Annotated in this window: 27 protein-coding genes and 1 riboswitch; of the genes, 16 read left to right on the top strand and 11 right to left on the bottom strand. The window is 51.9% G+C overall.

Annotated features, from left to right (window positions below; all coding sequences use genetic code 11):
* Positions 1-126: 126 nt before the first annotated feature.
* Complete coding sequence (locus FFM82_RS01945) at positions 127-1128, bottom strand: choloylglycine hydrolase family protein (protein WP_137644187.1); 1002 nt, start codon at positions 1126-1128, stop codon at positions 127-129.
* Positions 1129-1332: 204 nt separating this feature from the next.
* Here FFM82_RS01945 and FFM82_RS01940 point away from each other — a divergent pair, with 204 nt between their 5' ends.
* Together FFM82_RS01940 and FFM82_RS01935 are read left to right on the top strand one after the other, a co-directional pair.
* A complete protein-coding gene (locus tag FFM82_RS01940) occupies positions 1333-2685 on the top strand; it encodes a threonine/serine exporter family protein (RefSeq protein WP_137644186.1) in 1353 nt (450 codons plus the stop codon).
* A gap of 121 nt (positions 2686-2806) precedes the next feature.
* A complete protein-coding gene (locus FFM82_RS01935; RefSeq protein ID WP_137644185.1) occupies positions 2807-3553 on the top strand; it encodes a tyrosine-protein phosphatase in 747 nt (248 codons plus the stop codon).
* Between the two features lie 69 nt (positions 3554-3622).
* Here the strand turns inward: FFM82_RS01935 and FFM82_RS01930 are convergent, their stop codons facing one another.
* A complete protein-coding gene (locus FFM82_RS01930) occupies positions 3623-5035 on the bottom strand; it encodes a 4-hydroxyphenylacetate 3-hydroxylase N-terminal domain-containing protein (RefSeq protein WP_137644184.1) in 1413 nt (470 codons plus the stop codon).
* Between the two features lie 190 nt (positions 5036-5225).
* Here FFM82_RS01930 and FFM82_RS01925 point away from each other — a divergent pair, with 190 nt between their 5' ends.
* Entirely contained in the window at positions 5226-5897 is a 672-nt protein-coding gene (locus FFM82_RS01925; RefSeq protein WP_137644183.1) for a type 1 glutamine amidotransferase, read from the top strand.
* A gap of 61 nt (positions 5898-5958) precedes the next feature.
* Here the strand turns inward: FFM82_RS01925 and FFM82_RS01920 are convergent, their stop codons facing one another.
* Positions 5959-6888 (bottom strand): helix-turn-helix transcriptional regulator, encoded by a 930-nt coding sequence (locus tag FFM82_RS01920; RefSeq protein ID WP_137644182.1) that lies wholly within the window; start codon positions 6886-6888, stop codon positions 5959-5961.
* 90 nt (positions 6889-6978) lie between these two features.
* Between FFM82_RS01920 and FFM82_RS01915 the strand changes: the two genes are divergently transcribed.
* From FFM82_RS01915 to FFM82_RS01900, 4 genes are all read left to right on the top strand, one after another.
* The gene (locus FFM82_RS01915) at positions 6979-7623 is read left to right on the top strand and encodes an FMN-dependent NADH-azoreductase (protein WP_137644181.1); all 645 of its coding nucleotides are present in this window, start codon (positions 6979-6981) and stop codon (positions 7621-7623) included.
* A 282-nt stretch (positions 7624-7905) separates the two neighbouring features.
* Positions 7906-9909: an elongation factor G gene (locus FFM82_RS01910; RefSeq protein ID WP_137644180.1), complete on the top strand. Its 2004-nt coding sequence runs from the start codon at positions 7906-7908 to the stop codon at positions 9907-9909.
* Between the two features lie 85 nt (positions 9910-9994).
* Positions 9995-10885: an EamA family transporter gene (locus FFM82_RS01905; RefSeq protein ID WP_137644179.1), complete on the top strand. Its 891-nt coding sequence runs from the start codon at positions 9995-9997 to the stop codon at positions 10883-10885.
* Between the two features lie 91 nt (positions 10886-10976).
* Positions 10977-11786, top strand: coding sequence for a zinc-ribbon domain-containing protein (locus FFM82_RS01900; protein WP_137644178.1), 810 nt, complete (start codon positions 10977-10979; stop codon positions 11784-11786).
* A gap of 60 nt (positions 11787-11846) precedes the next feature.
* Here FFM82_RS01900 and FFM82_RS01895 read toward each other — a convergent pair whose 3' ends face one another.
* Complete coding sequence (locus tag FFM82_RS01895) at positions 11847-13172, bottom strand: MATE family efflux transporter (protein WP_137644177.1); 1326 nt, start codon at positions 13170-13172, stop codon at positions 11847-11849.
* Between the two features lie 577 nt (positions 13173-13749).
* Between FFM82_RS01895 and pepI the strand changes: the two genes are divergently transcribed.
* Complete coding sequence (gene pepI, locus FFM82_RS01890) at positions 13750-14634, top strand: proline iminopeptidase (RefSeq protein WP_137644176.1); 885 nt, start codon at positions 13750-13752, stop codon at positions 14632-14634.
* Between the two features lie 83 nt (positions 14635-14717).
* On the opposite strand, the gene yaaA is transcribed toward pepI, so the two are convergent.
* Positions 14718-15482, bottom strand: a complete 765-nt coding sequence (gene yaaA / locus FFM82_RS01885) for a peroxide stress protein YaaA (RefSeq protein WP_225425575.1) — start codon at positions 15480-15482, stop codon at positions 14718-14720.
* Between the two features lie 143 nt (positions 15483-15625).
* Here yaaA and FFM82_RS01880 point away from each other — a divergent pair, with 143 nt between their 5' ends.
* The gene (locus FFM82_RS01880; protein WP_137644175.1) at positions 15626-16060 is read left to right on the top strand and encodes a pyridoxamine 5'-phosphate oxidase; all 435 of its coding nucleotides are present in this window, start codon (positions 15626-15628) and stop codon (positions 16058-16060) included.
* Between the two features lie 82 nt (positions 16061-16142).
* Here the strand turns inward: FFM82_RS01880 and FFM82_RS01875 are convergent, their stop codons facing one another.
* Genes FFM82_RS01875 through FFM82_RS01855 form a run of 5 tightly spaced genes read right to left on the bottom strand, consistent with a single transcriptional unit; the run spans position 16143 to position 19584 of the window.
* Positions 16143-16379, bottom strand: a complete 237-nt coding sequence (locus tag FFM82_RS01875; RefSeq protein ID WP_137644174.1) for a hypothetical protein — start codon at positions 16377-16379, stop codon at positions 16143-16145.
* Positions 16380-16394: 15 nt separating this feature from the next.
* Positions 16395-17126, bottom strand: a complete 732-nt coding sequence (locus tag FFM82_RS01870) for an energy-coupling factor ABC transporter ATP-binding protein (protein WP_170178173.1) — start codon at positions 17124-17126, stop codon at positions 16395-16397.
* 1 nt (position 17127) lies between these two features.
* Positions 17128-17943: an energy-coupling factor transporter transmembrane component T gene (locus FFM82_RS01865; RefSeq protein ID WP_137644173.1), complete on the bottom strand. Its 816-nt coding sequence runs from the start codon at positions 17941-17943 to the stop codon at positions 17128-17130.
* Entirely contained in the window at positions 17921-18904 is a 984-nt protein-coding gene (gene cbiM / locus FFM82_RS01860) for a cobalt transporter CbiM (protein WP_137644172.1), read from the bottom strand. The genes FFM82_RS01865 and cbiM overlap by 23 nt, the downstream gene beginning before the upstream one ends.
* A gap of 14 nt (positions 18905-18918) precedes the next feature.
* Complete coding sequence (locus tag FFM82_RS01855; protein WP_137644171.1) at positions 18919-19584, bottom strand: Crp/Fnr family transcriptional regulator; 666 nt, start codon at positions 19582-19584, stop codon at positions 18919-18921.
* A 249-nt stretch (positions 19585-19833) separates the two neighbouring features.
* On the opposite strand from FFM82_RS01855, the gene larA reads away from it, so the two are divergent.
* Genes larA through larE form a run of 6 tightly spaced genes read left to right on the top strand, consistent with a single transcriptional unit; the run spans position 19834 to position 24800 of the window.
* Complete coding sequence (gene larA / locus FFM82_RS01850) at positions 19834-21108, top strand: nickel-dependent lactate racemase (RefSeq protein ID WP_137644170.1); 1275 nt, start codon at positions 19834-19836, stop codon at positions 21106-21108.
* A complete protein-coding gene (gene larB / locus FFM82_RS01845) occupies positions 21109-21855 on the top strand; it encodes a nickel pincer cofactor biosynthesis protein LarB (RefSeq protein ID WP_137644169.1) in 747 nt (248 codons plus the stop codon).
* A 34-nt stretch (positions 21856-21889) separates the two neighbouring features.
* Positions 21890-22747, top strand: a complete 858-nt coding sequence (gene larC, locus FFM82_RS13835) for a nickel pincer cofactor biosynthesis protein LarC (protein ID WP_137644168.1) — start codon at positions 21890-21892, stop codon at positions 22745-22747.
* Positions 22748-22785: 38 nt separating this feature from the next.
* Positions 22786-23217, top strand: coding sequence for a nickel pincer cofactor biosynthesis protein LarC2 (gene larC2, locus FFM82_RS13830; protein ID WP_137644167.1), 432 nt, complete (start codon positions 22786-22788; stop codon positions 23215-23217).
* A gap of 4 nt (positions 23218-23221) precedes the next feature.
* On the top strand, positions 23222-23938 hold the full coding sequence (gene larD, locus FFM82_RS01830; RefSeq protein WP_137644166.1) for a D/L-lactic acid transporter LarD: 717 nt from the start codon (positions 23222-23224) through the stop codon (positions 23936-23938).
* Positions 23939-23969: 31 nt separating this feature from the next.
* The gene (gene larE / locus FFM82_RS01825) at positions 23970-24800 is read left to right on the top strand and encodes an ATP-dependent sacrificial sulfur transferase LarE (protein ID WP_137644165.1); all 831 of its coding nucleotides are present in this window, start codon (positions 23970-23972) and stop codon (positions 24798-24800) included.
* A 61-nt stretch (positions 24801-24861) separates the two neighbouring features.
* Here larE and FFM82_RS01820 read toward each other — a convergent pair whose 3' ends face one another.
* Positions 24862-25830 carry a zinc-binding dehydrogenase gene (locus FFM82_RS01820; protein WP_137644164.1) on the bottom strand — a complete coding sequence of 323 codons (969 nt, stop codon included), beginning with the start codon at positions 25828-25830 and terminating at the stop codon, positions 24862-24864.
* Positions 25831-25996: 166 nt separating this feature from the next.
* A riboswitch (TPP riboswitch) is annotated at positions 25997-26103 on the top strand.
* Positions 26104-26185: 82 nt separating this feature from the next.
* Between FFM82_RS01820 and thiM the strand changes: the two genes are divergently transcribed.
* Entirely contained in the window at positions 26186-26974 is a 789-nt protein-coding gene (gene thiM, locus FFM82_RS01815; RefSeq protein WP_137644163.1) for a hydroxyethylthiazole kinase, read from the top strand.
* Positions 26975-26988: the final 14 nt, after the last annotated feature.

Raw genomic sequence — 26988 nt, 5'->3', positions numbered from 1 at the left:
AGAAACGGCTCCACCGCGAAAGAATATCGCGATAAAGCCGCTTAAGTTACGTCCGAGAATTATATTATTTCACCTGTCAACTTGACAGGGACTAGTACAAGTGGTTTACTCGCAGGGGATGCTTTTTTAGAAGGCTTTTTCCGGATTCAAAACGTGTAACTGCGGTTCTCGACTGAGTGGGAATTCCGTGGGTTCCGTCACGGTTTCTAGCAGGTGCTTGGTCAATATGACTTGTTGCAACTTACCGGGGTTTTCATACAGTTCGATGGTGTAAGTCAAACCGTCTAAGTCCATGTAACTACGGTATTCGGTGTAGTCGCTGCTACCGTTACTGATGTGTTTAGCGCCCTTTGGAATTGTAACGGCGTTCAGAATTAGTTGTAATAAGCTCAACGTGTCGGCGGTCGTCGTTGGGACGTCGGCAAACTTCTTCAGGAAGTTAGTCCGCACGAAACGCGATACCGACGTGTAGTCACCGGGTAAGCCAACGGCGCCGGTACCGGGTCCCTGGGTCGCCGGGTGATAGTTGCCATAAGTTTGTAGTGGTAGATCAGCGTTGCTGAACATGCCGTACGTGCTGATGTTTTGCAAGTGCCAGTTTAAGTCGGGGGAGTTCGTCATTACGCCGACTGGATCGTCAATCAGGTGTAGATCGGGGCCAGTTGGTTCCAAAACGGCGGTCGCGCCGGTCGGGTCACTAATAATGAAGTGCAGTGGTGGTACGACCGCGACTAGGGCCGCTGAACGACTGATTAATTGAATATGGTGTACCTTTTCCGCTAAGTCGGCAACGCTCTTCGCGTTCCCGAGGGCCCAGGCGACGAAATCGTGGGGCGCCAGTCCGAGCCGTCCGGCCGTGGCTTTTTCCTGGTAAACGGCGTGGTCGGGGAAGTACAGGGTCGCAACGCCGACCCCGAACTCGTTGACGCCGTCGGTGAACATTTCGTGATTAAGGTTGCGACCGGCGCCGATAAAGCCGTAACTGGTTTTAAACGGGCCGGCGTCACCGTTAACGGTGCGTTGTCGCGGCATGAACATAATTTGAGCATCGAAATCAAGGTGGTAATCCATCGTGCGGGCTAGAAAGTGCCCGTTAGCTTGGTTGGTGTAAGTTAAACTGGTACACATGGTGCAGGCCTCCTCGTGCTTTTGAGCTTAATTTACCACAATTGAATTAGCTTAACGATTGAACGCACGCCTAACCAGCATGTCCGTAAGGTTAGCAAACGGTCCGTCTAAAATGGGGGTGGGGGTTCGCTGAAATTAAAGTTATAATTAAACCAACGTGTTCAGTAAAACCTGAACAGCGGACATTTATAATGGAGGCATACTATGGGACATAAAGATCAACCGGAGCTTCCCACGACCCCGTTGTCGCAGCGGCACCACATGACGATTCCGTGGAAAGATTTTATTCGCGACGAGGACGTGACGGCCAAGCACGCGAGTTTACCAGAACGGGCGTCGATCGTCGGCCGCGTCGGCATCTCACTGTTGTCGTGTGGGACCGGGGCGTGGCGGGTTCGCGACGCGATGAACAAAGTCGCCCGCAGTTTAAACCTGACTTGTTCGGCGGACATCGGGTTGATTGCGCTGCACTACACTTGTTTTAGTCACGAACATAGTTACACCCAGGTGCTGGCGCTACCCAATACCGGTGTGAACACCGATAAATTAAATAGTTTGGAAAAGTTTGTGAATGAGTTTGATACTAAGTATGCGGATTTGACGATTCGGGAATTACATACCGCCATCGACACCGTTCAAAAGCGGCCGAAGCAGTATTCGCCGCTGGTTTCGGGGTTAGCGGCGGGCTTGGCCTGCAGCGGCTTTATTTTTTTACTTGGCGGTGGGCTACCGGAAATGCTGTGTTCGTTTCTCGGTGCCGGCTGTGGGAACTACGTCCGCGCCCGGATGGGCAAACGGACGTTGACGACGATTGCCGGCATCGCGGTCAGTGTGGCGGTCGCTTGTCTGGTCTACATGTTGAGCTTTAAGTGCCTCGTTTGGGCGGGCAATATTCCGACCCAGCACGAGGCCGGTTACATCGGGGCGATGCTGTTCGTGATTCCCGGTTTTCCGTTCATTACCAGTATGTTGGATATTTCTAAACTCGATATGCGTTCGGGACTGGAGCGGCTGGCCTACGCCATCATGATCACGCTAATTGCCACGCTGGTCGGCTGGTTGGTGGCGACGACCTTCGATTTTGAACCCGGCAACTTTTTACCACTGGGGTTGTCACCGCTAGTCTTAATGCTATTGCGGTTACCCGCTAGTTTTTGCGGGGTCTACGGTTTCTCACTGATGTTTAATAGTACCCAGAAAATGGCGATTACCGCCGGACTGATCGGGGCGGTGGCTAATACACTCCGCCTAGAATTAGTTCAGTTAACGGCGATGCCGCCCGCCGCGGCCGCGTTTATTGGTGCCTTAGTCGCGGGCGTGCTGGCGTCTATGATCAACCGCTATAACGGTTACCCGCGAATTTCCCTGACGGTTCCGTCGATTGTGATCATGGTACCGGGACTGTACATCTACCGCGGGATTTATAGTATTGGAAGCAATCAAATCGGGACCGGGGCGTTGTGGTTGACCCGTGCCGTTTTGATCATCATGTTTTTACCACTCGGGTTATTCGTTGCCCGCGCCCTGACCGATAAAAAGTGGCGTCATTTTAATTAGTTATGAAAAAATCAGTCACCTTCAGGTGGCTGATTTTTTGGTGAGTTAAAAGCAGTGGCGTTTCACCAGCTTTATTGGCAAAAATAGCTTACAATGTGGCTAAAATGAAGGGGGTAACGCCATGCAAGCAATTACGAATTTTCGAACACTTGGGGGCCATCGCACCCAGGATGGCCGGCTGGTCAAACACGGCTGGTTGTACCGTTCGGGGCAGTTAGACCAGCTGGATGCTGATCAGCAGGCCTATTTAACGCGGGAGTTACACGTCCAACGCGTCGTTGACATGCGAACTGTGGATGAACGGACACGCTTTCCGGACGTTCAACTCGCGAACACCACGTACACGGTCCTCGATATTTTAGAACAAACGGCCGGCGACGGCGCCAGTTTACAAAGTATGATCACGACAAACGGGAACGTCCACGACCGCATGCTCGACTTATACGAACAGCTAGCGTTGAGTGATTCGGCGCGCCACGGCTACCGCAACTTTATTCAGGGATTGCTGACGCCGGTGCCGGTCGTTTTTCACTGCTTTGCGGGTAAGGACCGGACCGGCGTTGGGGCGGCACTGATTTTAAAAATCTTGGGCGTTAGTGATGAACAGATTATGGCGGATTACTTACAAACTAACTTACAACGGGCGGACGCTAACCAGGCCATTTTGTCCGCGTTGAGTGGCAAGCTGCCCGCCAACCAGTTAGCGGGTATTCAAACGGCACTGAACGTCGACGCGGCGTATCTAACCCGTTATTTTGACGTCATCACCCAGCACTACGGCACTTTTAACGAGTATTTACTGACCGGCTTACAACTGACTACCCGTGAACTAAATGAACTGCGGCGGTTATACCTGGAGGCAGCTTAAAAACTGAACGGCCACCTTGTTCACTAAAAGTTGAACAAGGTGGCCGTTCAAGTTAAGTCTTAATTCAGATTATTTAAGGAGGCGGTCTAACATCGCGTTGCCGTCCGTTAAGTCCTCGTGCGGGTAGTGCATGGAGCGAATCCGCATCGGGTCGCCGCCGTGGTAGTACTCGTACATTAGTTGTCGCTGACCAAAGCCGGCGGTCGTTAAGTCGAAGACCAGGTTGAGTAACTTGGCCCGTTCCTGAGCGGTAGCCCGGTCGGTTGCGAGTGCCCGTTCAAGAATTGGCCCGTTTTCGCCGCTAAATTCGGCCCAGCCGGGCACCCCGACTGCCGAACCGGCCGAAAAATGTTGGGCCGCTTTCATAGCCGTTTCAAAATATTCCGGTAACGTTGACCGTACGGCGAGTAACGCCTGTTCACTCGGGGTGTAGATCCCGAATTCGTCGAGGTGGCCTTCCGTTTCTGACCGGCTAATCGTGCCCTTGATCAGTTCCAAGTTATCGGTCAGGCGGCCGAGCTTTTCCTGAACGCCTAAAAAGCCGTCGAGGCCGAGGAGTTTCGCCGTACGGATGGCCAGGCTAGTGGCGAACTCTAACTTAGTAATGCCGCGAACTTCGTCTTGGTGGGAGGTGTGGATGAACATGCCGGATTCAATGAAGAAGCGGTTGCTCATCTCAACGTCGTTTTCCACGAATACTTTTTCCCACGGAATGAAGGCGTGGTCGAAGACGATGTAGGCGTCGATTTCGTCCAACGCGTTACTCAACGGGTAATCGTCCTCGGTGTAGCCGGGGTGGTCGAGCAGTTTCCGGCAGATAACCTTGATGCCGGGGGTGTTCAACGGGGTGGCAAAGGCGACTGCGTAACTGGTGTCGCCCTTTTCCAGTAGTAATTCCGGTGGATTGAAGACCAGCAAATCATCGGCAATCGGTGCCATTGTATTCACCATTTTTGCGCCGGAAACGACGATTCCGCGGTCGTTGCGTTCCAAAACGTGCACGCCGGCGTACCCGGACGGAATGGCGTTGATCGCCTTGGTGCGGTCCAGAGCCGGGTTTTGTAAGGCGTGGCTGATGAAAATGTCGTTTTCCTTGATCCACTGGGCGTAGTGCTTGGCGTTTTCACCGAAGTCGGTGTACTGGTTATGGCCTAAAAAAGCACTGCGTTCAGCCAGGACCGCCATCGCCGTGTTTAAAAAGTCCGGGGTTCGCCCAAGCATCCCGTAATTACTTTGCGCAATTTCTTGGTAAGCTTGATGCTTTTGGCGTAAGTCGTCGACGGTGCGGGGTACTTTAAACGCAATGTCGTAAGTCCGGCCGTTCTCTTGGTAAGTATGTACGGCTGGATTGGATTTTTGTAAGTCGTAGTAGCGGTTATTTAGCGCCAACGTTTTGCGGAAAATCGGGACGTCGGCAACGTTGACCCGTTGGCCGTTCAGAAAAACGTTGCGGCCGTCGTTCAGTTGTTCGATCGTGTGCATGTAACCATCCCCCTATTGTTATTAAATTCACTATATCACGCTGTAAGCGGAAACAATAGGGGCTCTAATAGCTTTTTAATTTGATTGTGTCACGTGAAACAATCGGGCGGATTCGTGCTATAATAGCCCCATTCTGGGGACTTGCAGGCGATACCCATTCGAAACATTGCCGTTGATGAAAGGATAGCTTATGCGTATAAATGTTTTGCAACACACCCCCAACGAAGGACCGGGTATGATTGAAGACTGGGCAAACGCCCACGGCCATCCAATGGTGACTTACCACCCGTACCAATTTGGTCACTTACCGAACGCCGACGAAACCGACATGTTGGTGATTTTAGGTGGGCCGATGAGTCCGAACGACGCCCAACCGTGGATCAAGCAGGAACGGACGCTGATCCAGACGTTACGTAGTCGGGCGGTACCGATGTTTGGGGCCTGTTTTGGTGCTCAGCAAATCAGTAAAACGTTGGGCTACGAAGTGACCAAGGCGCCCGCTAAGGAAGTCGGCTGGGCGCCGGTTTATCGACAAAGTACGGTTATTCCGGGTATTCCAGCCGAACTGACGGTGCTCCACTGGCACGAAGAAATGTTTGAAGTTCCCACGGCGGCCCAGCTACTCTTTGCAAGCGAGCGGGTGACCAACCAGGGCTTTGTCTTGGATCACCGGATTGTGGGCCTGCAATTTCACTTGGAACCCCGGGCCAACAACGTCCGGGAAATGGTCGTAAACGACTACCCCTATATTCAGGGGTCGCAACTCAACCAAACGGCAGCCGATATTTTGACGATGCCGGTGTTGGCCGCCAATCAGCGCGCGCTGTTCCATATTTTAGATTACATTACCGCTGATAATTAAATTGTTTAGAAAGCTGAACACAGCTAAAAAGACTACTAGGCGCAAACCTAGCAGTCTTTTTTTAGTTAGCATACATCTTTTTAATGCGCTCGATGGCAGCGAGGTAGCCCCGTTGGAGTGCGTGCGGATAGTTAATCTTAACGTTGGTGCCCAGGCCAAGTAAGTATTGAATCATGTAATCGTACTCGTCCTGGTTATAGCCACCATAAAGGTAGTCTTGACCGTTCACCCGTTTTAAATGCATGTTGGGGTAGTTATTGCGTTCGACCATTTCGCGGCCCTGCGGTGTTAGGGTACATTCGTAGGCGACGTTATGGTGGTCGCGGTCATAAGTGCGCTGGCGTTGTTGCAGGTCGGCGTGGGTGTAGCGCGGGGTTGCGGCGGTCGTGGTGATGGCGGTGACCCGGTCACAACGGATGATGACCCACGCCTGGTCAGCTAAGGCGACGCCGCTGAAAAACCAAACGCCGTTACGGTAAAGTAGGTCGAAAAGTTGGTAGGACTGGTTATTAACTTGGTCCAGTTCGATGGCGACCACGGTTTCATCTAAAATGGCGCTCAGGAGTTCTGGTAAAAAGCGCGGGCCGTCCAAGTTCGGGATGGTGTAGTAGTTGACGACTTCCTGGAGGCGCCGGACGTGCTGCTGTTCTTTTAAGGGTAAACTCGCCATTAGTTTTTGATAAATTGGCGGGTAGGCCTTTTCGAACGGGGTTGCCGATAGCAGGCTCAGCGCCTTAATGGCAAAGAAGAGGGCGTTGATTTCAGCTAAGTTCAGTAAAACCGGGGCCCAGAGTTGGCGCTTCGTCAGGTGGTAACCGCCGTAGCGGCCCGGTTCAACGTAAAAGGCCAGTCCGAGTTGCTCCAGCGAAGCGATGTCACGCAGGGCGGTGCGCTTGGAAATGTGAAACGTCTGCATGAGATCTTGCAAGTGAAACACGGTTTTGTAACTTAAAAAGATGAGTTCTTGATTCAGACGTTCGGAACGTTCCATATTAAAATTACCTCGTTTTTTAATGGTGTCGTTAGTTGGCACCTTTAAGCCTTATTATATAACTTGTAAAAAGAAATGAGGTTATTATTTATGAAAACATTACTGATTAATGCGCACCCAGATTTCCGCAATGCAGCCCACTATTCCGTGCAATTAGAACAAGCCTTTTTGGCTAAGTTTCGGGCGGCGTTTCCCAATGACACCGTTGACGTGTTGAACTTGTACGATACCGAAATTCCCCAATTGACGCTAACCGAGTTACTGGGGGCTTGGAATAACCAAGCCGCTCACGTGAGTTTGACCCCGAGTCAGCAACATGCGTTGGCGCGTAATCACCAGTTGTTAGAACAATTTAAGAGCCACCATCGGATTGTCATTGCCAGCCCCTTGCATAACTTTAACGTGACGGCGAAAATGAAGGATTACGTGGATAACATCCTCGTGGCCCGTGAAACCTTCCGTTACACGGAAAACGGGTCGGTCGGGTTGATGACCGACGACTACCGGGTGATGTTATTGCAGGCGAGCGGCTCGGTCTATACCCGTGACGACCGTTACACCCCGATGGAATTCTCACGGCTGTACCTCGACAAGATGTTCCGCGAAATCATGGGCTTTGACGCCTTTGAAATGGTGCGGATCCAAGGCACCCAGACCCAGGGCGTTGATGTTGACCAAGCCGTCAAAAATGGGATGGACGATTTAGAGACCGCGTTTAGTCGGTTTTACGCTTAATTAATGTTGTTGTAAGGAGAGTGTGACAAAAGTCGGTTAGCTGGTGAGCATAACGGCGTAAGGCGAATAATCCTGGGCTTGGATTGTTGGACTTACGGGGTTAAGCGGAGCCAGCTGACTTTTGGCGCACGTTTCGACTGACAATATTCGGAGAAACACAAGGGGCTGCGACATTAGTCGCAGCCCCTTGTGCGTTGCGCGGTCGCAAACCCGGATTTCCCATTTGTCCCGGATAACCGGTATACTAGAAACTATTGATTAAAAAGATTCGGGGGAACTGACATGAAACACATCGTAACGGGAATCGTTGCCCACGTCGATGCCGGAAAAACGACGCTGTCTGAAGCGCTCCTTTACCGTTCGGGAGCGTTACGTAAGTTAGGGCGGGTCGATAACGGCGATTCGTTTCTGGACACCGATGACTTAGAAAAGCAGCGCGGCATCACGATTTTTTCGCACCAGGCCAACTTGATGTTGGGGGACGTGACGCTGAACTTGTTGGATACGCCGGGCCACGTCGACTTTGCCAGCCAGACGGAGCAAGTCCTCAGCGTTTTGGACTACGCCATTTTAGTCGTTTCGGCGACCGACGGCGTGCAGGGGTATACGCGGACGTTATGGCGATTATTAGCGCGTTACCACGTCCCAACTTTTATTTTTGTGAACAAAATGGATGCCGTGGTGGCAAACGGCGCGGCAATGTTGAAACAGTTGCAAACGGTACTCGCGCCGGGCTGCCTCCCGTTTAATGATTTCGACGGTACGGCGGTGGCCGGGGCCGAGTTACCGGCGGACGTAGTCGAAGACGTGGCGACGTTAAACGACGACGTTTTGACGGCTTACTTAGATGAAGGAAACTTGCCGAGTAAGACCGTTCGCCAAATGATCAAGCAACGTGAACTCTTCCCGGTATACTTTGGGGCCGCCCTGAAGTTACAGGGGGTCGACGCGTTAATGGCGGGGATCCAACGCTGGAGTACTCCCGCGGAAACAACGGCTGAATTTGGTGCAAAGGTTTTTAAAATTACCCACGATGAGCAGGGGGAACGGCTGACCTGGTTGCGACTGACTGGTGGGGACCTAGAACCTAAAGACGAGTTGTTGCCGGACCAAAAGGTGAACCAGCTCCGGCAGTACAACGGCACGCGCTATGCCACCAGTTCGGAAATTCACGCGGGAGAAATTTGTGTGGTTCCTGGACTAACTGGGACTGCTCCGGGCCAAGGCATTGGTGCGGCGCCGGACGGGCAACGGCCCAGCTTACAACCGGTTTTAACTTACGCGGTCGATCCGTTAGCCGAAGACTTACACGCCTGCTTAGCGGCGTTACGCGAACTGGAAGACGAAGATCCGCAATTAAACGTGGCCTGGTCACAACACTTGCAAGAGATTCGGGTACAAGTGATGGGTAAGATACAGTTGGAAGTCTTAAAACAACTGCTTAGCGACCGCTTTCACCTGAACGTGGCGTTTGGGGCCGGCAGTATTTTGTACCAAGAAACGGTCACCCAGGCCGTAGAAGGTGTCGGTCACTTTGAACCGTTACGGCACTACGCCGAGGTGCACCTTTTGATCGAACCGCAACCGCGGGGCAGTGGTTTAACGGTTGCGGCCGACTGTTCACTAGAAGTGCTGGGTAAAAATTGGCAGCACCAGGTTTTAGCTAATTTGAAGGCTAAGGAACAACGCGGGGTCCTGGTCGGCGCACCACTAACCGACGTAAAAATCACCTTAGTGACCGGTCGCGCCAGTATCGTCCATTCGGTCGGTGGTGATTTTCGTGAGGCCACGTGGCGGGCGTTACGTCAGGGCCTGATGATGCTCAGGACTCGCGGTGGCTGCGAATTGTTGGAACCGTGGTATCGTTTCCACCTGGAAGTTGGCCAGGAGCAGGTCGGTCGCGCCATGACCGACATTCAACGGATGCACGGTGAGTTTGAGCCGCCAGTTGCCGGTGGGGTCACGACGAACGGTCAGCCGTTAACGGTGATCACCGGGACGGCGCCGGTCGCGACGATGCGCGATTATGCCCAGGAAGTCCGCGCCTACACCCACGGCCAGGGACAGTTGGAATGCGTGGTCAGCGGCTACCAAGCTTGCCACGATACGGCGGCGGTCGTAGCGGCCAAGGCTTACCAACCGGTCGCTGACCTTGAAAATACGCCGGATTCGGTCTTTTGTGCCCACGGTGCCGGTTACCCGGTTGCTTGGGACCAGGTACCGGCTGCGGCCCACGTGGCTTATCGCTATTCGGCGGCGGAATTAGCCGCGAAAACTGATCATTAAAGGTAAAAGTCGGTCGTGACCGACTTTTATTTTGGCCAAAAAGCGTGCTACGATAGCATGAGATTGAATAAAAGGGTGGTTTGTTGTGAAAAAGTTAGCACCAATTTTTGTCGGCTTAGGCGCCATTAGCTTTGGCGTGCCGGCCTCGTTATTTAAGATTGCGCGGGTGCAGGGGGTCGTTAACGGTCCGTTATTATTCTGGTCGTTTTTGAGTGCCGTCGTCATTCTAGGTGTGATTCAGGCGTTCCGCGGGAAGTGGCTGCACCGCCAAGCAACCACTTGGAAACAAATTTGGCTGCTGATTGCGGCGGGGACCGCGTCGGGCTTTACCAACACGTTTTATATTCAGGCCCTCAAATTGGTACCGGTGGCGGTGGCGGCCGTCATGCTGATGCAGGCCGTCTGGTTGTCAACGTTACTGGGCGCCGTGGTTCACCGGCGTTTACCCTCGCGCTTACAGGTCGTCAGCATTATTTTAGTGCTCGCTGGGACGGTTCTGGCCGCCGGATTATTTCCGATTACCCAGGCGCTATCGCCGTTAGGGTTGCTATTTAGTTTCCTAGCCGCTTGTTCCTACGCCTGCACGATGCAATTTACGGCCAGCTTGGGGAATAACCTCGATCCGTTATCGAAAACCTGGCTACTCTGCCTGGGCGCCTTCCTCTTGATTACGCTAGTTTGGGCACCGCAAATTGTGAGTGCGCCGACGACGGTTGCTACGGTGAAGTGGGGCGTGCTGATTGCCATTTTCTCGATGGTTTTCCCGCTGGTGGCTTACTCGATTTTTATGCCGTACTTGGAACTCGGCATTGGTCCTATTTTATCGTCACTAGAATTACCGGCGTCGATCGTGATCGCCTTTGGCTTGCTGGGTGAAACCGTCGATTGGGTTCAAATACTCGGCGTCCTAATTATTATTGCGGCGGTGATTATGCCAAACGTTTTGGGAATGCGGCAGCCGCGCCGGCGTCGCTAACCGTTACCCGATTGATGGTTTAATGAGTTAATATTTATGCTATGATGAATGCGTAACATCATTTTTTTCTACAAGAAAGAGGGAGAATTGAATGGAATCACCGAAATTTTGTCCTAACTGTGGCGCTGAGTTGCAGCCGGGCGTTAAGTTTTGTGCGAAATGTGGCTACCAATTAACGGCGGCCACTAGCCGAGCCGGGGCCAAGCAAACGGCTGACGCCGGCCAACCCAAAACAGCGCCGCAAGCTGCAAGCCGGCAACAAGCGAAGGGTGGCGACTTTTCCGCTCGCATCGATGCGATGATCAGCTGGGTAACGAATAACTGGGCAACTGCAATTATTATCGTTATTGGTCTTTTATTGTTCACGTTAATTACCCGGTCAATGTTTTACAACGTTTGGTTGGGCGTCATCGCCGCCATCGCCGTGCTAGTTTGGCTTTACAGTGCGGCCTGGACGACCGGTACGGCCGCAAGCGGCTTCGAACAGAAGTTACGCCACCTGACCAAAAATACCGTGGATTCGGTCAACCAGATGGGGAGTAACCAGACGGATGCAACCGGACCAACGTCGGCCGCGGTAGCTGCGACCCAACCGAATAGTCAGGCGACTGCCGCCCAACCTGCTCAGGGCAACACGGTCTACATTCAGCAAACCGCTCAGCCGACGAACGGCATGGGATTAGCGGGCTTTATCTTAGCCGTGATCGCGTTATTTACGTCGGTTATTCCGTTTTTGGACTGGTTTATTTGGTTCCTGGGCGCACTGTTCTCGATCATTGGATTATTTAAGCAGCCACGTGGCTTTGCCATCGCGGGCTTCGTGATTTCGTTTATCGGGATTATCATTATTCTGACCTTAGCGGCGACGATTGCCGGTTTATTGGGAATCGCATCGTTATAATTGAATTTAGTGCATCAAAAAGAGCTAGTCACGTGCCGTGGCTAGCCTTTTTGATTGGCATTATTTAAAATCAACGTTGCGAAACGCCTGTCGGTACAAGCCCCAACCGATTAAGCAAGTGAGGACGTCGGCGACCGCTTGGGCCCAAACGATCCCGTGCAGGCCAAACAACTGCGCTAGGATAACGATGGCTAATCCCAGTAGGACGGCTTGGCGGGACAGGGCCATAATCAGCGCACTGACGGCGGCCCCGACCGATTGGAAGACGGTCGTATAGACCAAGATAAAACCAACTAACGGGGTGGTAATCAACATTGCCCGGAGCATCAAGGTTCCCATCGAAACGATGGCTGGTTGGCTCATAAATAATTTAATTAATTGCGGGGCAAAGATCATTAGAATAATGGCACAGCCGGACGCGTACAACGCTTCAACTTTAAAGTCGTAGCGTAGAATTGCGCCGAGGCGCGGCCACTTTTTGGCGCCGTAGTTGTAGCCGACAAGTGGTTGTGCGCCAAAGGCAAAGCCGACCATCACCATCATCACGACTAAGTAGATTTTTTGGACGATTCCCATCGCCGCGACCGCCTGCGCCCCGTAGCTAGCCAGGTAAACGTTGAGTAACATGATGCCGAAACTCTGGGTCAGGTTAGTTAGTGACGCCGGAATGCCGACTGCTACGACGTCTTTAAAGGCGGGCCCCGAAATGTGGGCCAGCTTGGGTGCCAACGATAAAGCTTTAGCACGGTGCATGAAGACGACTAACAGGCCGGTATTGACCGCGTAACCGAGAACGTTAGCGAACGCGACCCCGGCAGCCCCCCAGTGCAGGATAAAAATAAAGATCGGGTCTAGGATAATTGTGAGGACGGTCCCGCTAATGGTGGCAATCATTGAAAATTGTGCCAAGCCCTCGGTCCGAATAATGTTGCCGGGGACTAGTGAAACGATGATAAAGGTCGAGCCCAAAACCAATACCCGGTAAAAATCGGCGATGTAGGGCCGGGTCGCGGCGGTTGCCCCGAGCAAGTTTAAAATCGGGGCTTCAAAGGCTAAGAGCAGCGCCGTTAAAACCAAGCTCAGCACGATGGCAATGTAAAAGCAAAAACTGCTGACGCGGGCACTTTGCTGATAATCGTGGCGTCCTAGGGCTCGCGAAATCACGGCACTGCCGCCTAAGCCGAAAATATCGCCCACGGCTAACATGAACGAGAAGAGCGGGCTCCCCAGGGCGATACCGGCCACTAAGTTGGCGTTACCAGTCTTGGCAACGAAAAAGGTATCGGCTAAATTGTAAACCATGCTGGCGACCATCCCTAAAACAACTGGGAGGGCCAGCTGCATGTAGGCCTTCGGAATCGGGGCCTTTTCAAACAAATCATTCAATTAAAGTCACTCCTTATCTGAACGGTCGCTCGTCGACAGGCGTGACTTGACGGTACAGAATTTTTTTCAACATTATTTATGATACGCTTGGAAAAAAATCGCTGCAATGACAAACGGCATAAAAAAATCCGGGTCACAACTAATTGTCGTGACCCGGAACGAATCATTTGATTACATAAAATCGATTTGGTGGAGGTTTGCGGGCATCTTTGCATAATGGTGGTTATGCGTCCCCGCTTGCATTGCACGAGCCCCGCTAACAAAGTGAGCACCCGTTGCTGCAATTAATCCCATTCCTAATACTGTAATAATACTCAATACCATCATTATTCACCCTTTTCTGATTACTTTTCGACTCCATTATAGCGCCAGCACGAGTCGTGTCATTTGAATTTCATTAGAGAAAGGTTAGGGTTTTCTTTTTTAAGCCGTATATTTAAAATACGTAAGATTCTTAATCTAAATGAACGAAATTGGATATAAAGTGCCGTTTTCGCCCTTATAATGTAAAGCGCTTTCGCAAAATTTAGCGTAGAATATTAATTGAATTCACAAAAAGAAATGGGGTCCTGAATGAATGGAAATCAAGGAAGGTTATTTGCCGTTTCGTGGCTTTAAAACTTATTACCGCGTCGTGGGTCACCGCCGATTGGAGCAAGCCCCGTTATTACTCTTACACGGCGGTCCGGGCTCAACCCATAATTACTTTGAAGCCTTTGACGCGCTCGCTGCCCAAACCGGGCGGCAAGTAGTGATGTACGATCAATTAGGCTGTGGGCGCTCGTCAATACCGAACCAACCCGAGCTGTGGCGGGCCGAGACCTGGGTCGCGGAACTCGCAGCTTTACGTGATTATTTAGGATTGAACCAAGTGCACTTACTCGGACAATCGTGGGGCGGGATGCTTGCGATTATTTACCTGTGCGACAGTCAACCTCAGGGCATCCAAAGCTTAATTTTAGCGAGCACGTTGTCGTCGGCTAAGTTGTGGGCTCAGGAACAACACCGGCTGATTCAATTTATGGCACCAGCGGACCAAGCGGCGATTGCACAAGCGGAACGGCAACGGGACTTTACGTCACCTGCGTACTTAGCCGCTAACGAGCGGTTTATGCAGCGACACGCCGCCGGACCAGTAACGGCCAGTGACCCCGAGTATCTGCGCCGCCCTAAACAGGCGGGGACGACCGCCTACAACGTTGCCTGGGGACCCAACGAATACGTGCCGAGTGGGACCTTAGCCGATTATGATTACACGGACCGGTTACGGTTGATACAACAACCGACGTTAGTGACTAGCGGGACTAACGATCTGTGTACGCCGTTGGTCGCTAAGACGATGGTCGACCACTTACCAAACGCACAGTGGACATTATTTCCGCATAGTCGCCACATGGCGTTTATCGATGAACCCACGGCGTACTTGGCGCGGCTAGAAAAGTGGTTAGCGGAAAATGATTAGGATGGGAAATATTTCCCGGGAAATATTTGATTGCCAAAAAACCAGTTAGCAGGACGGCTAACTGGTTTTTTAGACAATCGAGGTTATTTTTGATAAATAAAGACAAAGCGGTCGGCCGTTGACCGTTCAGCGTCAAACTGGTAGTCGGGGTGGTCAAACGCCTGAATCCCCTTAACGTCAGCTACTTGGTGTTCGGCTAGGAAACGGACCATTTCCCCGCGGGCCATTTTTGCTAAGGTCGCCTTGGTTTTGAGCTTCCCGTTGACCCAACTAGCAAAGACGATGTCGATCATCGGCTGGTCGGGAGCGAGGTAGGGCCGAATCGTTTTAGCGTACTCTAGCGAAGCCAGATTAACGATTGGTTCGGGTTGTGGCGTTAGAGCGTCGTATAGTTGCCGCCCCCAAAATTGATACAAGTTAGTCGCCGGACCCACGGCTAAACGGGCCTGCATTTCTAAACGGTAGGGAACGATTCCGTCGAACGGGCGTAAAATACCGTAAAAGCCGGACAGAATTCGTAAATTCTGACGAACGTAATCCAACGCCGGCTGGGTGAAAACGTCCGGGGCCATGTAGCGGTACTGAATACCACTATAGCTTAATAGGGCTGGAGTTAACTGCCGGTCTAAGTCGAGTTCTTGCAGCCACTGGTAGTTCGTTTGTGCCAGCTTATCACTGCAATGCCAAAGTTGGTGGGCCTGCTCGTAGCTTAGCTGACGAAGGACCGTTAAAAGTTGCCGGGCTTGTTCTAAGTACTGTGGTGCGGTTTCGACCGGAAAACTATCCTGGTCGATTACCATTTTCTTGGCGGGTGCGATGATGATTTTCGTAGTGAGCCCTTCTTTCAAGTTGATCTTATGATTATCAGCTTACCACTTGTGATGGGTAACTGGAATTTTTAAACCATTAAATTCAAACGTACGTTCCCCAAATGATAGTGACTTGCGGTATAATTAAACCATCAAATTATTAATAAAGGGGTTCGTCAGTCATGGATATTTCGTTATTAAAACAAGTTGCCGCCACGTCAAATAAAATTGCGCTCAGTACGGCCGTTAATGGTGAAGCCGACGTTAAAATCGTCAACTTTGTTTGGTATGAGGAACAGCCGGATACGTTGTTCTTCTCATCGGTTAAAACGAGTGCCGGTATCAAGGTTTACGACCAAGACCCGGACGTAGCGTTCATCACCGTGCCAAACGACGGCACCCCCGGGAATCCGTATTTGCGGGCGCAACACGTGCATTTGACCCGGTCTGACAAGACCATGGCTGACTTATTGCCGCGCTACCTCGAAACGATTCCGAATTATCAACAAGTTTGGGACGCCATTGGCTCAACCTTGGTGGTTTTTGAATTAAAAGTGACCGACCTCTTCGTTGATGCTGGTTTGGGACAACCGAAGACCACGTTGACGTTTAAGTAAAATCCAGGACGATGTTTCACGTGAAACATTGCTAATAGCAAAGCGCCCCGCTAGCTTACTAGCAGGGGCGCTTTTTGCGGGCTTAGAGCCGGCTATTGTAAATCAAGAAACTAATGTAGCAGGTGTCGCCGTTTGGCAAATCGTAACCGGTGGTTTCACGGGGGCTAGCACTTTCGTGTAAGACCGTGAATTCACCCGACCCGTAGTCTTGGTCGTTCAGGTACTTTTCGAGGCGTTGGTCGCATTCGGCTAAGGTTTTACCCGTAATCACCCGGCGATTCCAGCCACGATGAATCGTACCATCGTTAGGATTGATCATATTCTCAACTCCTTATTATAAAGTCATCAACTGCGTCTGGCGGTCGGGCTGGCGTTGTAGGTCAGCCGCCGTCATGTCGGCGCTAATTTGGTGGAGACTGTTAAAAATAATAAAACGTTGGCCAACGGCTTGAACTTGTTGGAAATTATGGCTCGCCATGATAATGGTTTTGCCAGCGGATTGGAGCCGTTGTAGTAAGGTTAAAATTTGTTGTTGAGCGGCGATGGTCAGACCATTGAGCGGCTCATCCAACAATAATATCTCGGGATTTAACGCGAGGACGCTAGCGAGCGCCACGCGTTTTTTTTCGCCACCGGAAAGTTGGTAGGGCACCCGCTCGCGCAGGGCTTCGCAGTCGGTTAACTGCAAGCAGTCCGTGACTCGCTGTTCGATGGCCGCGGCCGATAGCCCGAGTTGCCGGGGGCCAAAGGCGATTTCTTCCGCCACCGACGTGTTGAACAGTTGAACGTCGGTATTTTGAAAGACAACGCCGATTTTTTGGTGCAGGCGTTGGCGCCGCTGAGCGTCCGCTAAGTAAGCGGCGGTGATGGCCTGGCCGTCTAACTGGTAATCGCCAGATTTAGGCGACGCTAAGCCACTTAAAATTTTCATTAGCGTTGATTTACCCGAACCGTTGGGACCCATCAGGCAAACAAATTCGCCGGCATTGATGGTCAGATTTAAATGATCTAATCCCGTGGTATTAGGATAATCATAGCAAAGGTTTACTAAATTAATCAATGCCATTTCAAGGCCTCCAAAGCACAAATAAGATTAAGACGAGTAAGTCGGGACTAAGCGACAAGTAGTCGCGCCAATGACTGTGAGTTGGGGTACTTCGAACGTAGTGCCCGTTGAACCCGCGGGCTTCCATCGCGGCGTACAGTTCGAGGGCGTATGCGTAGCTCTTGAGGTAGAGGTTGCCAAACATTGCCCCGATTAGGCGGTAGGGGTGCTTGGTGGGCGCGACCGTTCGCGTTTCTAAGGCCTCCATGGTCAGTAGTAAGTGCTGGCCCAGCATCCGCAGGTAAGTCACCGCAATTGCCAGCGTCATGATCAAGACGTCGGGAAAGTGTAAGCTTTTTAGCCCGCTGAGTAGGTCCTGAAACGGTGTGGTTAAGCGGTAATACTGGGCGTTGGCCAGCATCAAACTCGTTTTTAAGCTAAAAAATAGTAGGGTGGCCGGCCCGTTTAACCAGTAACTCGGTAACACGATAATGACGGCCACGACTGAACTGAATAACCAGCTCCGTACGAAACGCCGTAACTGGCCGGGTGGCAGCCAGAGGAGTTGAAAGCCTAACAGGAGCGCTAAACACCAAAGTAGGACCGCGTTTTGAATCAGGGCAATTAGTAGGACTAATAATAATAAGCGAATTAAATTAATTTGTGGGGCTAAGTGCCAGCGGGGCTGAATCGCGGGCGCTGGCTGGGCCAGACGCCGTAGCAGGGCGCGTAAGTGGCGCTGATTACGTTGCCAGAACGTGACCCTGGTCGCGTGGCTCGTGGTTGACGCGGGCGCTTGCAACCAGGCGGGCAAGTTAGTCGGTTGTTTCGGTTCCATGTTGAAGGCCTCGAATTAAGAGTAAGAAAATTAAAATTGCGGATAAAGCGGACAAAATATAGCCGACACTTACGGGCAGTCCCGCAATGGCGTAGTCGCTAAATAGGGCTTGAAAATGAAAGCCGTGGACCATGCCTTGGGGTGCCTGAGTACTCAAATGTTGTTGTGCGAGTAAGTGGGTCAGTTCAGTTGTATCCCACTCCCCCCAAGCAGTATTGCTGGCGAGTAACCCTAACGGCGAGAGAATCGCTAGACCGACTAGTAACGCTAACCAGGGCCGCCGGTTGGTTTTAACCGGCGTTTGGTACAAGTTAGTCGGGGCGACCCGCTTGACGAATTGAAAAACCAGCAGGGTGAAAACGAGTTCGACCCAGCCGGCGACTAGCAAGTGGGCGCTGAGCATGGCGGGCACGGCGATATTGAGACCGTACGGGCAGTATAACGGCGCACCACTGGCCGTATGAGCCAATAGTGGTTGTAAGCCAAGTTCAACCCCGGCGATTAACGCCGCGGCGTTGATGCCGAGGTAGGCGCCCACTGCGAGACCGATCTTTTCGTGATGCAACTTTTGTCCCAGCCGGTAGCAACCGTATCCGACAAACGGCATGATGACGGCCATGTTGAGGGCGTTGGCCCCAAAAGCGAGGATTCCACCGTCACCGAAGAGCAGTGCTTGTAATAAAAGGGTTACGCTGAGCGCCAAACAGGCCGCCCAGGGCCCAATCAGCACCGCTAACAGCGTGCCGCCGACCGCGTGGGCCGTCGTGCCGCCAGGAATCGGGAGGTTAAACATCATGATCAGAAAGGCTAACGACGCGGCAATGCCGAGCATTGGCAACGTTTCGTGATGTTTTTTGACTTGCGCTTTGACTGTCAATACGGACACGGTCCAGACGGGAGCCATGGCCACTACTAACGTCCCACAGGTAGCGGGACTTAAATAATTATCCGGGATATGCACGGATGAGCACCTCACTAGTTTGCGATTTGATCTAAGAGGTAACTAATATCTTGAATAATGAATTTATGATTACGGACCGCCAGCACCCCGTCGGTTCGGAGTTCCTTGAGCATGCGGTTAACGCTACTGCGGGAGCTAATGCCACAAAAACCGGCGATGTCGTCGTTGGTGACGATGAAGTCGATCAGGATGCCGTCGCTCACCTTACGGCCGAAGAGGTCCACCAAACTATAAATAAAAGAGCAAATGGCGCCCTTTTTACCGTTCATGACCATGCGTTGCAACCGGAGAATGTTTTCCGACAACTTTTTCCGGTAGTAATTCTTAACGTAGTTTTGTAATTCGGGGGTGCTGTTGACGTACTTCCAAAAGGAGACCCGGTTGACCTGGTAAAACGTCGCGTATTCGGATTCGATGCGGACGTTGAACGGCTGGTCGGTCGAGCGCGACACTTCGTCACGTAACAGTGAGATAACGTCGGGCTTAGCAATGTAGGAAAGGTTGAATTCACGGCCGTCCTGCAAAATGATGCTGTTCTTGATAATGCCCTCTTTTAAAACGTAAGTATAGTGTTCGGACAAACCGTGGTAAGTCAGGTAGGTATGCCGTTTCTTCTTGATCGTTGGCACGTCGTGGGCTTCCAAATAACTCAATAAAAATTCAATATCAGTTAGTACCATCTTAAAATTCAGTTCTTTCGTGAATGATTTGAGGTTAAAAATGAATGACGAGATAATTTTTAGCTTCAATCACGATAGTTACTCTGCTAAGCATAGCGGTTTTCGTAATCGAAGCAATCGCATTTAAAGTATACATTTGTTAACTATTTTTGGAAACTTAAAATGTAATGGACAACTTATGCGACCTTTAGTATAACAAAACATGCACGTTAAAATTTTAGTTTACGAGAAAGAAGATGCTCAAACGTCATGGTTGCTATCAATTTACCATATGACAAAAAGACGATTACCGTGAAAGTTCCCGATGAAAACTTTGCGGGGAAACTCGTCTCACAAGCTGCAACATATCATAACAAATTATCCGAGAGCGAAACGGTTGAAAAATCGTTGGATAACCCAATTGGGTCCGCTTCATTAGAAGAACTTGCAACCGGCAAGAAGAACATCGTTATCATCAGTTCCGATCACACCCGGCCGGTACCGTCCCACATTATTACGCCAATCCTATTACGGCGGATTCGTTCCGTGGCACCTGATGCCCGGATTCGAATCTTAGTTGCCACCGGTTTCCACCGGCCTTCAACCCACGAAGAACTGGTTAATAAATATGGTGAAGACATCGTTAATAACGAAGAAATCGTGATGCACGTTTCGACTGACGACAGTTCAATGGTCAAAATCGGTCAACTGCCTTCCGGTGGTGACTGCATTATCAATAAGGTGGCGGCCGAAGCCGACTTATTAATTTCAGAAGGGTTCATTGAATCCCACTTCTTCGCCGGCTTTTCTGGCGGGCGGAAGTCCGTTTTACCGGGGGTCGCTTCTTACAAGACCATCATGGCCAACCACTCCGGTGAATTTATCAACTCACCAAAGGCGCGGACCGGGAACTTAATGCACAACCCAATTCACAAGGACATGGTTTACGCTGCCCGGACGGCTAAGTTGGCCTTCATCGTCAACGTTGTGTTAGACGAAGATAAGAAGATCATCGGCTCGTTTGCCGGTGACATGGAAGCTGCTCACAAAGTCGGTTGTGACTTTGTTAAAGACCTTTCCAGTGTTGACGGTATCAAGTGTGACATCGCTATTTCAACCAACGGTGGTTACCCGTTAGACCAAAATATTTACCAGGCCGTTAAGGGGATGACCGCGGCCGAAGCAACCAACAAGGAAGGCGGCACCATCGTGATGGTCGCCGGTGCCCGCGATGGTCACGGTGGCGAAGGCTTCTTCCATAACTTAGCCGACGTTGACGACCCGAAGGAATTCTTGGATCAAGCCGTTAACACGCCGCGTTTAAAGACGGTACCCGACCAGTGGACCGCCCAAATTTTTGCCCGGATCTTAGTGCACCATCACGTTATTTTCGTCTCAGACTTAGTTGATCCGGACTTAGTCACCGGGATGCACATGGAATTAGCAACGAGCTTAGAAGAAGCCATGCAAAAAGCCTACGAACGTGAAGGCCAGGATGCCAAAGTTACGGTCGTTCCGGACGGCCTCGGCGTTATCGTCAAGTAGATGGCAACGCTAACGACCAACGAAATTTTACAACGGGTCGCGGCCGGGACGTTAAGCCCGGCGGCGGCCGCCGGACAACTAGAAGCGGCGCAAACCGCCGACCTGGGCTTTGCCAGTGTTGATTTAAGCCGGCAAACGCGGAACGGCTTCCCCGAAGTCGTCTACGGTGCCGGCAAAACCGCGCCGCAAATCGCGGGCATCATTAAGGCGATGACCAACCAGACGTTGCCGATCTTGACGACCCGGCTGTCGGCTGAAAAATACGCCGCCTTACAACCGGCGCTGCCGGACGCGGTTTATCACGCTAAGGCGCAGTGCATGACCGTGGGGAAGTTACCGACCCCCAAGACCGACGACTACATTGCCGTCGTCACGGCCGGGACTTCCGACCAGCCGGTTGCCGAAGAAGCGGCGGTGACGGCCGAAGCGTTCGGCAACCACGTTCAGCGGGTCTACGACGTTGGCGTTGCCGGGATTCACCGGTTGTTTGCCAAGTTGGACATTATCCGCGGTGCGCGGGTGGTCATCGTGATTGCCGGCATGGAAGGGGCGCTAGCCAGCGTGGTCGGCGGTTTGATCAACAAGCCGTTGATCGCCGTACCGACCAGTATTGGTTACGGCACCAACTTCCAGGGGATGACCGCCTTACTGACCATGCTGAATAGTTGTGCGTCGGGCATTACGGTTGTCAATATCGACAACGGTTTTGGCGCGGCCTACTCCGCTAGCATGATCAACCAGTTGTAAAATTCAGATAACTAAATCAAGAGAGGAATCCAAGATGCGAACACTTTATTTAGACGCGTTTTCCGGTATTAGTGGCGACATGTTTTTGGGCGCCATGCTGGATCTCGGCCTCGACTTCGACCAATTAAAAGCGGAGCTGGAAAAACTACACGTGAAAGGTTACCGTCTGACGCGCGAACGCTTGGCTAAAAGTAGTATTTACGGCACGAGTTTCGACGTCCAAGTTGCCGGTGGTAAGGACCACGGCTTCGTTGAACACCACCACGCCGCCGACCACCACCACGCGGATACCGCTGCCGACCACGCAACGCACGCTGACCATGACCAGCATGATCACCAAGACGGGCACCATCATCATCACGGTGCGGCCCGCCACCTGAGCGATATTTTGGACTTGATCCACGCCAGTGACTTGTCGGACAACGTTAAAACCCACGCGGAAGCCATTTTTACCGAAATCGCACAGGCGGAAGCAACGGTTCACCACATGCCGTTAGCTGACGTCCACTTTCACGAAGTGGGGGCGTTGGATTCCATCGTGGATATCGTTGGTTGTTGCGTCGCACTAGAATTAATGGACATTGATGAAGTCCAAGCTTCGCCGTTAACTGACGGGAGTGGCTTCATCAACGTCGCGCACGGTCAAATGCCGGTGCCGGTCCCAGCCGTGATGCAGATGCGCGTTGGCAGTCGGGTACCGATTCAACAGCGTTTGGACATCCATACCGAACTGATCACGCCAACCGGGATGGGCATCGTTAAGACGATGGTTAAGGACTTCGGTCCGCTGCCGGAAAATGCGACGCCGTTGAAGGTCGGTTACGGGTTTGGCCAGCGGGACACCGGTGGTTTCAACGCGTTACGGGCCGTCCTGTTCGAAAAAAAAAACTAAGTCATCAGGTCGTTAACCGCACGACCGATGACGTGGTGATGATCGAAGCAAACTTGGACGACCAGACCGGGGAGGGGCTCGGCTACGTAATGGACGTGCTGCTGGAAGCGGGCGCCTACGACGTGTTCTACACCCCGATTCAAATGAAGAAGAACCGGCCAGCCACCAAGTTAACGGTGCTGGGCAACGTGGCGGAAAAACGGGCGCTGACCCAACTGATTTTAAAAGAAACCAGCACGATTGGCGTCCGTTACCAAACGTGGCACCGGACAATCATGAAACGGCACTTTATCACGGTCGAAACGCCTTACGGGGCGGTTCAACTAAAAGTTGCGACCTATGACGGCGTGACGAAGCAGACACCGGAATACGCGGACTGTGCGCGTCTGGCGCAACAGTTTCACATTCCGTTAAGAACGGTTTATCAAGCGGCCACCGTTGCCGCTGCGCAATTGAACGAGGAGGATTAGTTTTTTGTTACATGAATTATTAGCTGAATTCATGGGGACCGCCCTGATGATCATTTTCGGGGTCGGGGTCCACTGCAGTTCAGTCCTAAAGGGAACGAAGTACCGGGGTTCCGGTCACATTTTTGCCATCACGACTTGGGGTTTTGGGATCAGTATCGCGCTATTTATTTTCGGGAACGTTTGTATCAACCCCGCGATGGTGTTAGCACAATGCATCCTCGGTAACTTACCGTGGAGTAGCTTTATTCCGTACTCCGTCGCCGAAGTTTTAGGCGGGGTCGTGGGCTCGGTGATCGTTTGGATTATGTACGCCGACCACTTCAAGGCTTCGACGGGTGAAATTTCACCAATTACGATTCGGAACCTATTTTGTACGGCCCCGGCCGTGCGGAACTTACCGCGCAACTTCTTCGTCGAATTCTTCGACACCTTTATCTTTATTTCCGGAATCTTAGCAATTTCTGAAATTAAGACGCCCGGCATCGTGCCGATTGGCGTTAGCTTACTCGTCTGGGCCATCGGGATGGGACTCGGGGGTCCAACCGGATTCGCGATGAACCTCGCCCGGGATATGGGACCGCGGATCGCCCACGCCATTTTACCGATTGCCAACAAGGCCGATAGCGACTGGCAATACGGGATTATCGTACCCGGCATCGCACCGTTCGTTGGGGCGGCGGTTGCGGCTTGGTTTATGAATGGATTTTTTGGCATTAATTAAGTAATTAAAATTTAAAAAGAAGGCAAATCAAATGACAACATTAGCAGCAAAAAAAGCAACGTTAACCAATTTATTGAAGGATTTAAAGAAGGTCACGGTCGCCTTTTCTGGTGGGATCGATAGTACCTTAGTTTTGAAAATGGCTTTAAACGTTTTGGGTCAAGCCAACGTGACCGCCGTCGTTGCCAACTCCGAATTATTTACGGATGAAGAATTTGACAAGGCCGTTAGTTTAGCCGAAGAATTAGGCGCAACCGTTGAAACGACGACTTTGGACTACTTAAGTGACGACCACATCAAGCAAAACACGCCGGATAGCTGGTACTTTGCTAAGAAGATGTTCTATAACCGCTTAAACGACATGGCGGCTGCTAACGGCAGCAACGCGGTCTTAGACGGGATGATCAAGAACGACGAAAACGACTACCGCCCAGGTTTGAAAGCCCGGACCGAAGCCGGCGCCCGTAGCTTATTACAAGAAGCCGACTTCTTCAAAGTTGACGTCCGGGCCTTGGCTCAAGAACTAGGGTTGACGAACTGGAACAAGGTTGCTTCTTGCTCCGTTTCCTCCCGCTTCCCATACAATACGACGTTGACTCATGAAAACATCGCCCAAGTGATGGCCGCTGAAAAGTACTTACGCAGCCTTGGCTTCCCAACGGTTCGGGTTCGTTTCCACGATGACATTGCCCGCATCGAATTACCAGAAGCCCGCATTGGCGACTTCCTGGTCTTCAATGACCGCGTCAACCGTCAATTACAATCATTAGGCTTCCGTTACGTTACCTTAGACTTAGGTGGCTTCCGGAGTGGTCGGATGAACGATACCTTGACGAAACAACAAGTTGAAGCTTTTGCCTAAAGTGTGATTAAAAAAATGACCCGGAAAATCGATTGATTTTCCGGGTCGTTTTTTGTACGGGTTAATCCATCGTTACCACTAGCTTACCAACAACTTGGTCGGCTTGAAGCTGACGCAACCCGGCAATTAACTGGTCGCGGGTCAAGACGGTACTGATTTGCGGGTCAACCTGGCCCTTGGCAACCAGTGCCAGGAGTTCAAACGCCATCTGGCCGAGGTCGGCGACCTGCGCGGGATTGCCGCTGCGGTGGGCGCCCCCTAGGTCGAGGTTGCTGACGGTAATCGCTTGTTCCGCTGGGAAGACCGGCGTGTCTAACACGCAAACGAGCTGTCCGTTATAGGCTAACCGGGCTAAGTCGGCCTCGGGATGGCCAATCGTGTTGACGACTAGGTCGACACCCTGGTGGTTGGTCAGGGCGGTTAACCGAGTGTCGACGTCCTCAGTCCGGTAGTCGATTTGAGCGTCGGGGTGTAATTTTGCGACGAAGGCCTGTTTCTGCTTCGAAACGGTGGTATACACGGTCTTGCCGGCCTGCTTAGCCAATTGAATCGCCATGCTGCCAACGCCGCCAGCACCGGCGTGAATCAAGACGGTGCGGACCGCGTTGAGGTTGGCCTTACGGTATAGTGCTTGGTAGGCCGTTAACCCGGCACAGAGGCTGGCCGCGGCGGTCGTAACGCTGACGGTCGTCGGAATGTCCGCCAACGCGTTGGCTGGGAAACTAACGTATTCGGCAAAGCAACCGTCGACACCGAGGTTGCCGTGACCACAGACCCGTTGGCTGGGACGGAAGTTATGCACGTTAGCGCCAACCGCTTCAATGATGCCGGCCACGTCTAGCCCTAAGGTGTGCGGATATTGCCAGTCCGGGTGGGGCCCGGTAAAGACTTTGTAGTCGACGGGATTTAACCCGACGGCCTGCGGTTTGATCAACACGTCGTCCGCGCTGATGGTGGGCATTGGCCGTTCCTGCCACTCGAGTTCGGTCAGCGAATGACAAGTTGAATTAGGGACAACTAAGGCTTGCATAAAGGTCACTCTTTTCTTAATCGGTTAAGTCCATTATAGCGGTAAACGTTACTTAAGATGGACAAAAGGTGTTATGGAGGCAGCTTGGTTAGTTAACGTAAAGTTAGTTTCCAGCCTTGACGGTAGCGGTTACAATCGCTAAACTGAAACTAGTCAATTAAATAGTTACAAACACTAGGGGTGTCCAAAAATGGGCTGAGATGGTGCTGTGCGTACCGATCCCTTCGAACCTGTAAGTTCAGACTTGCGTAGGGAAAGTGTCACGTTGAGTAATTAGCGACCACTGGATCAATGCATGTTGATCAGTGGTCGTTTTTATATTAACGGGGCCACTAACAATTAGGAGGAAATCAAGATGGATTTAAAGTTATTGACCACGTTACGGGCCCAAAACCCGATTGTCCTTAACATTGCCAACTTTGTGACCGTGGCCGACGTGGCTAACGGGCTCAACGCGCTGGGGGCTTCGCCAATCATGTCGGCGGAGGTCCAGGAGGCTGACGCCATGGTTCAGATTGCCGGGACGGTCTGCATTAATTTAGGAACCCTGACCGAGTTGCAGATCAACCAAATGCGGGTCGTGGGCAAGCTTGCGAACCAGGCGGGTAAACCGGTTGTGCTAGACCCGGTCGCGGTCGGCGCAATTCCGTACCGTTACCGGGTAGCACGCGATTTACTGGCGAGCCTGCACGTGGACGTGATTCGCGGCAATGCCGGTGAAATTGCGGCGCTGGCCGGGCTTGATTGGCAGGCCAAGGGTATCGATGCCGGCGCTGGTCACGGGGATCTGGTGCACATCGCGCAAACTTGTGCGCAGCGGTTTGACTGTTGCGTGATTTTATCAGGACCGACCGACGTAATTACGGACGGCACCCGGATCGCCCAGGTGCATAACGGGACGCCGCTATTCCAACAACACGTGGGTTCGGGCGACTTGTTATCCAGCCTGGTGGCGGCCTTTCTAGCCACCGGAAACGATAACTTTGAAGCGGCGCAGACCGCCTGTTTAGTGTTGGCCGCCAGTGGTGAATTGGTGGCGCAACAGCTGACCGCTAGTCGGCCGGCGTCCTTTGCCGTGGCCCTAATCGATAAGCTTAGTTTGGTCACACCGGCAGAAATTGAAACGATGATGAAGATTGAATAAGGGGTGCAGAAGTT

The organism is Lactiplantibacillus plajomi (assembly GCF_005405405.1).
Classification (GTDB): Bacteria; Bacillota; Bacilli; order Lactobacillales; family Lactobacillaceae; genus Lactiplantibacillus; species Lactiplantibacillus plajomi.
The sequence above is the reverse complement of the archived record's forward strand: the minus strand, read 5'-3'. Positions and strand labels throughout refer to the sequence as shown.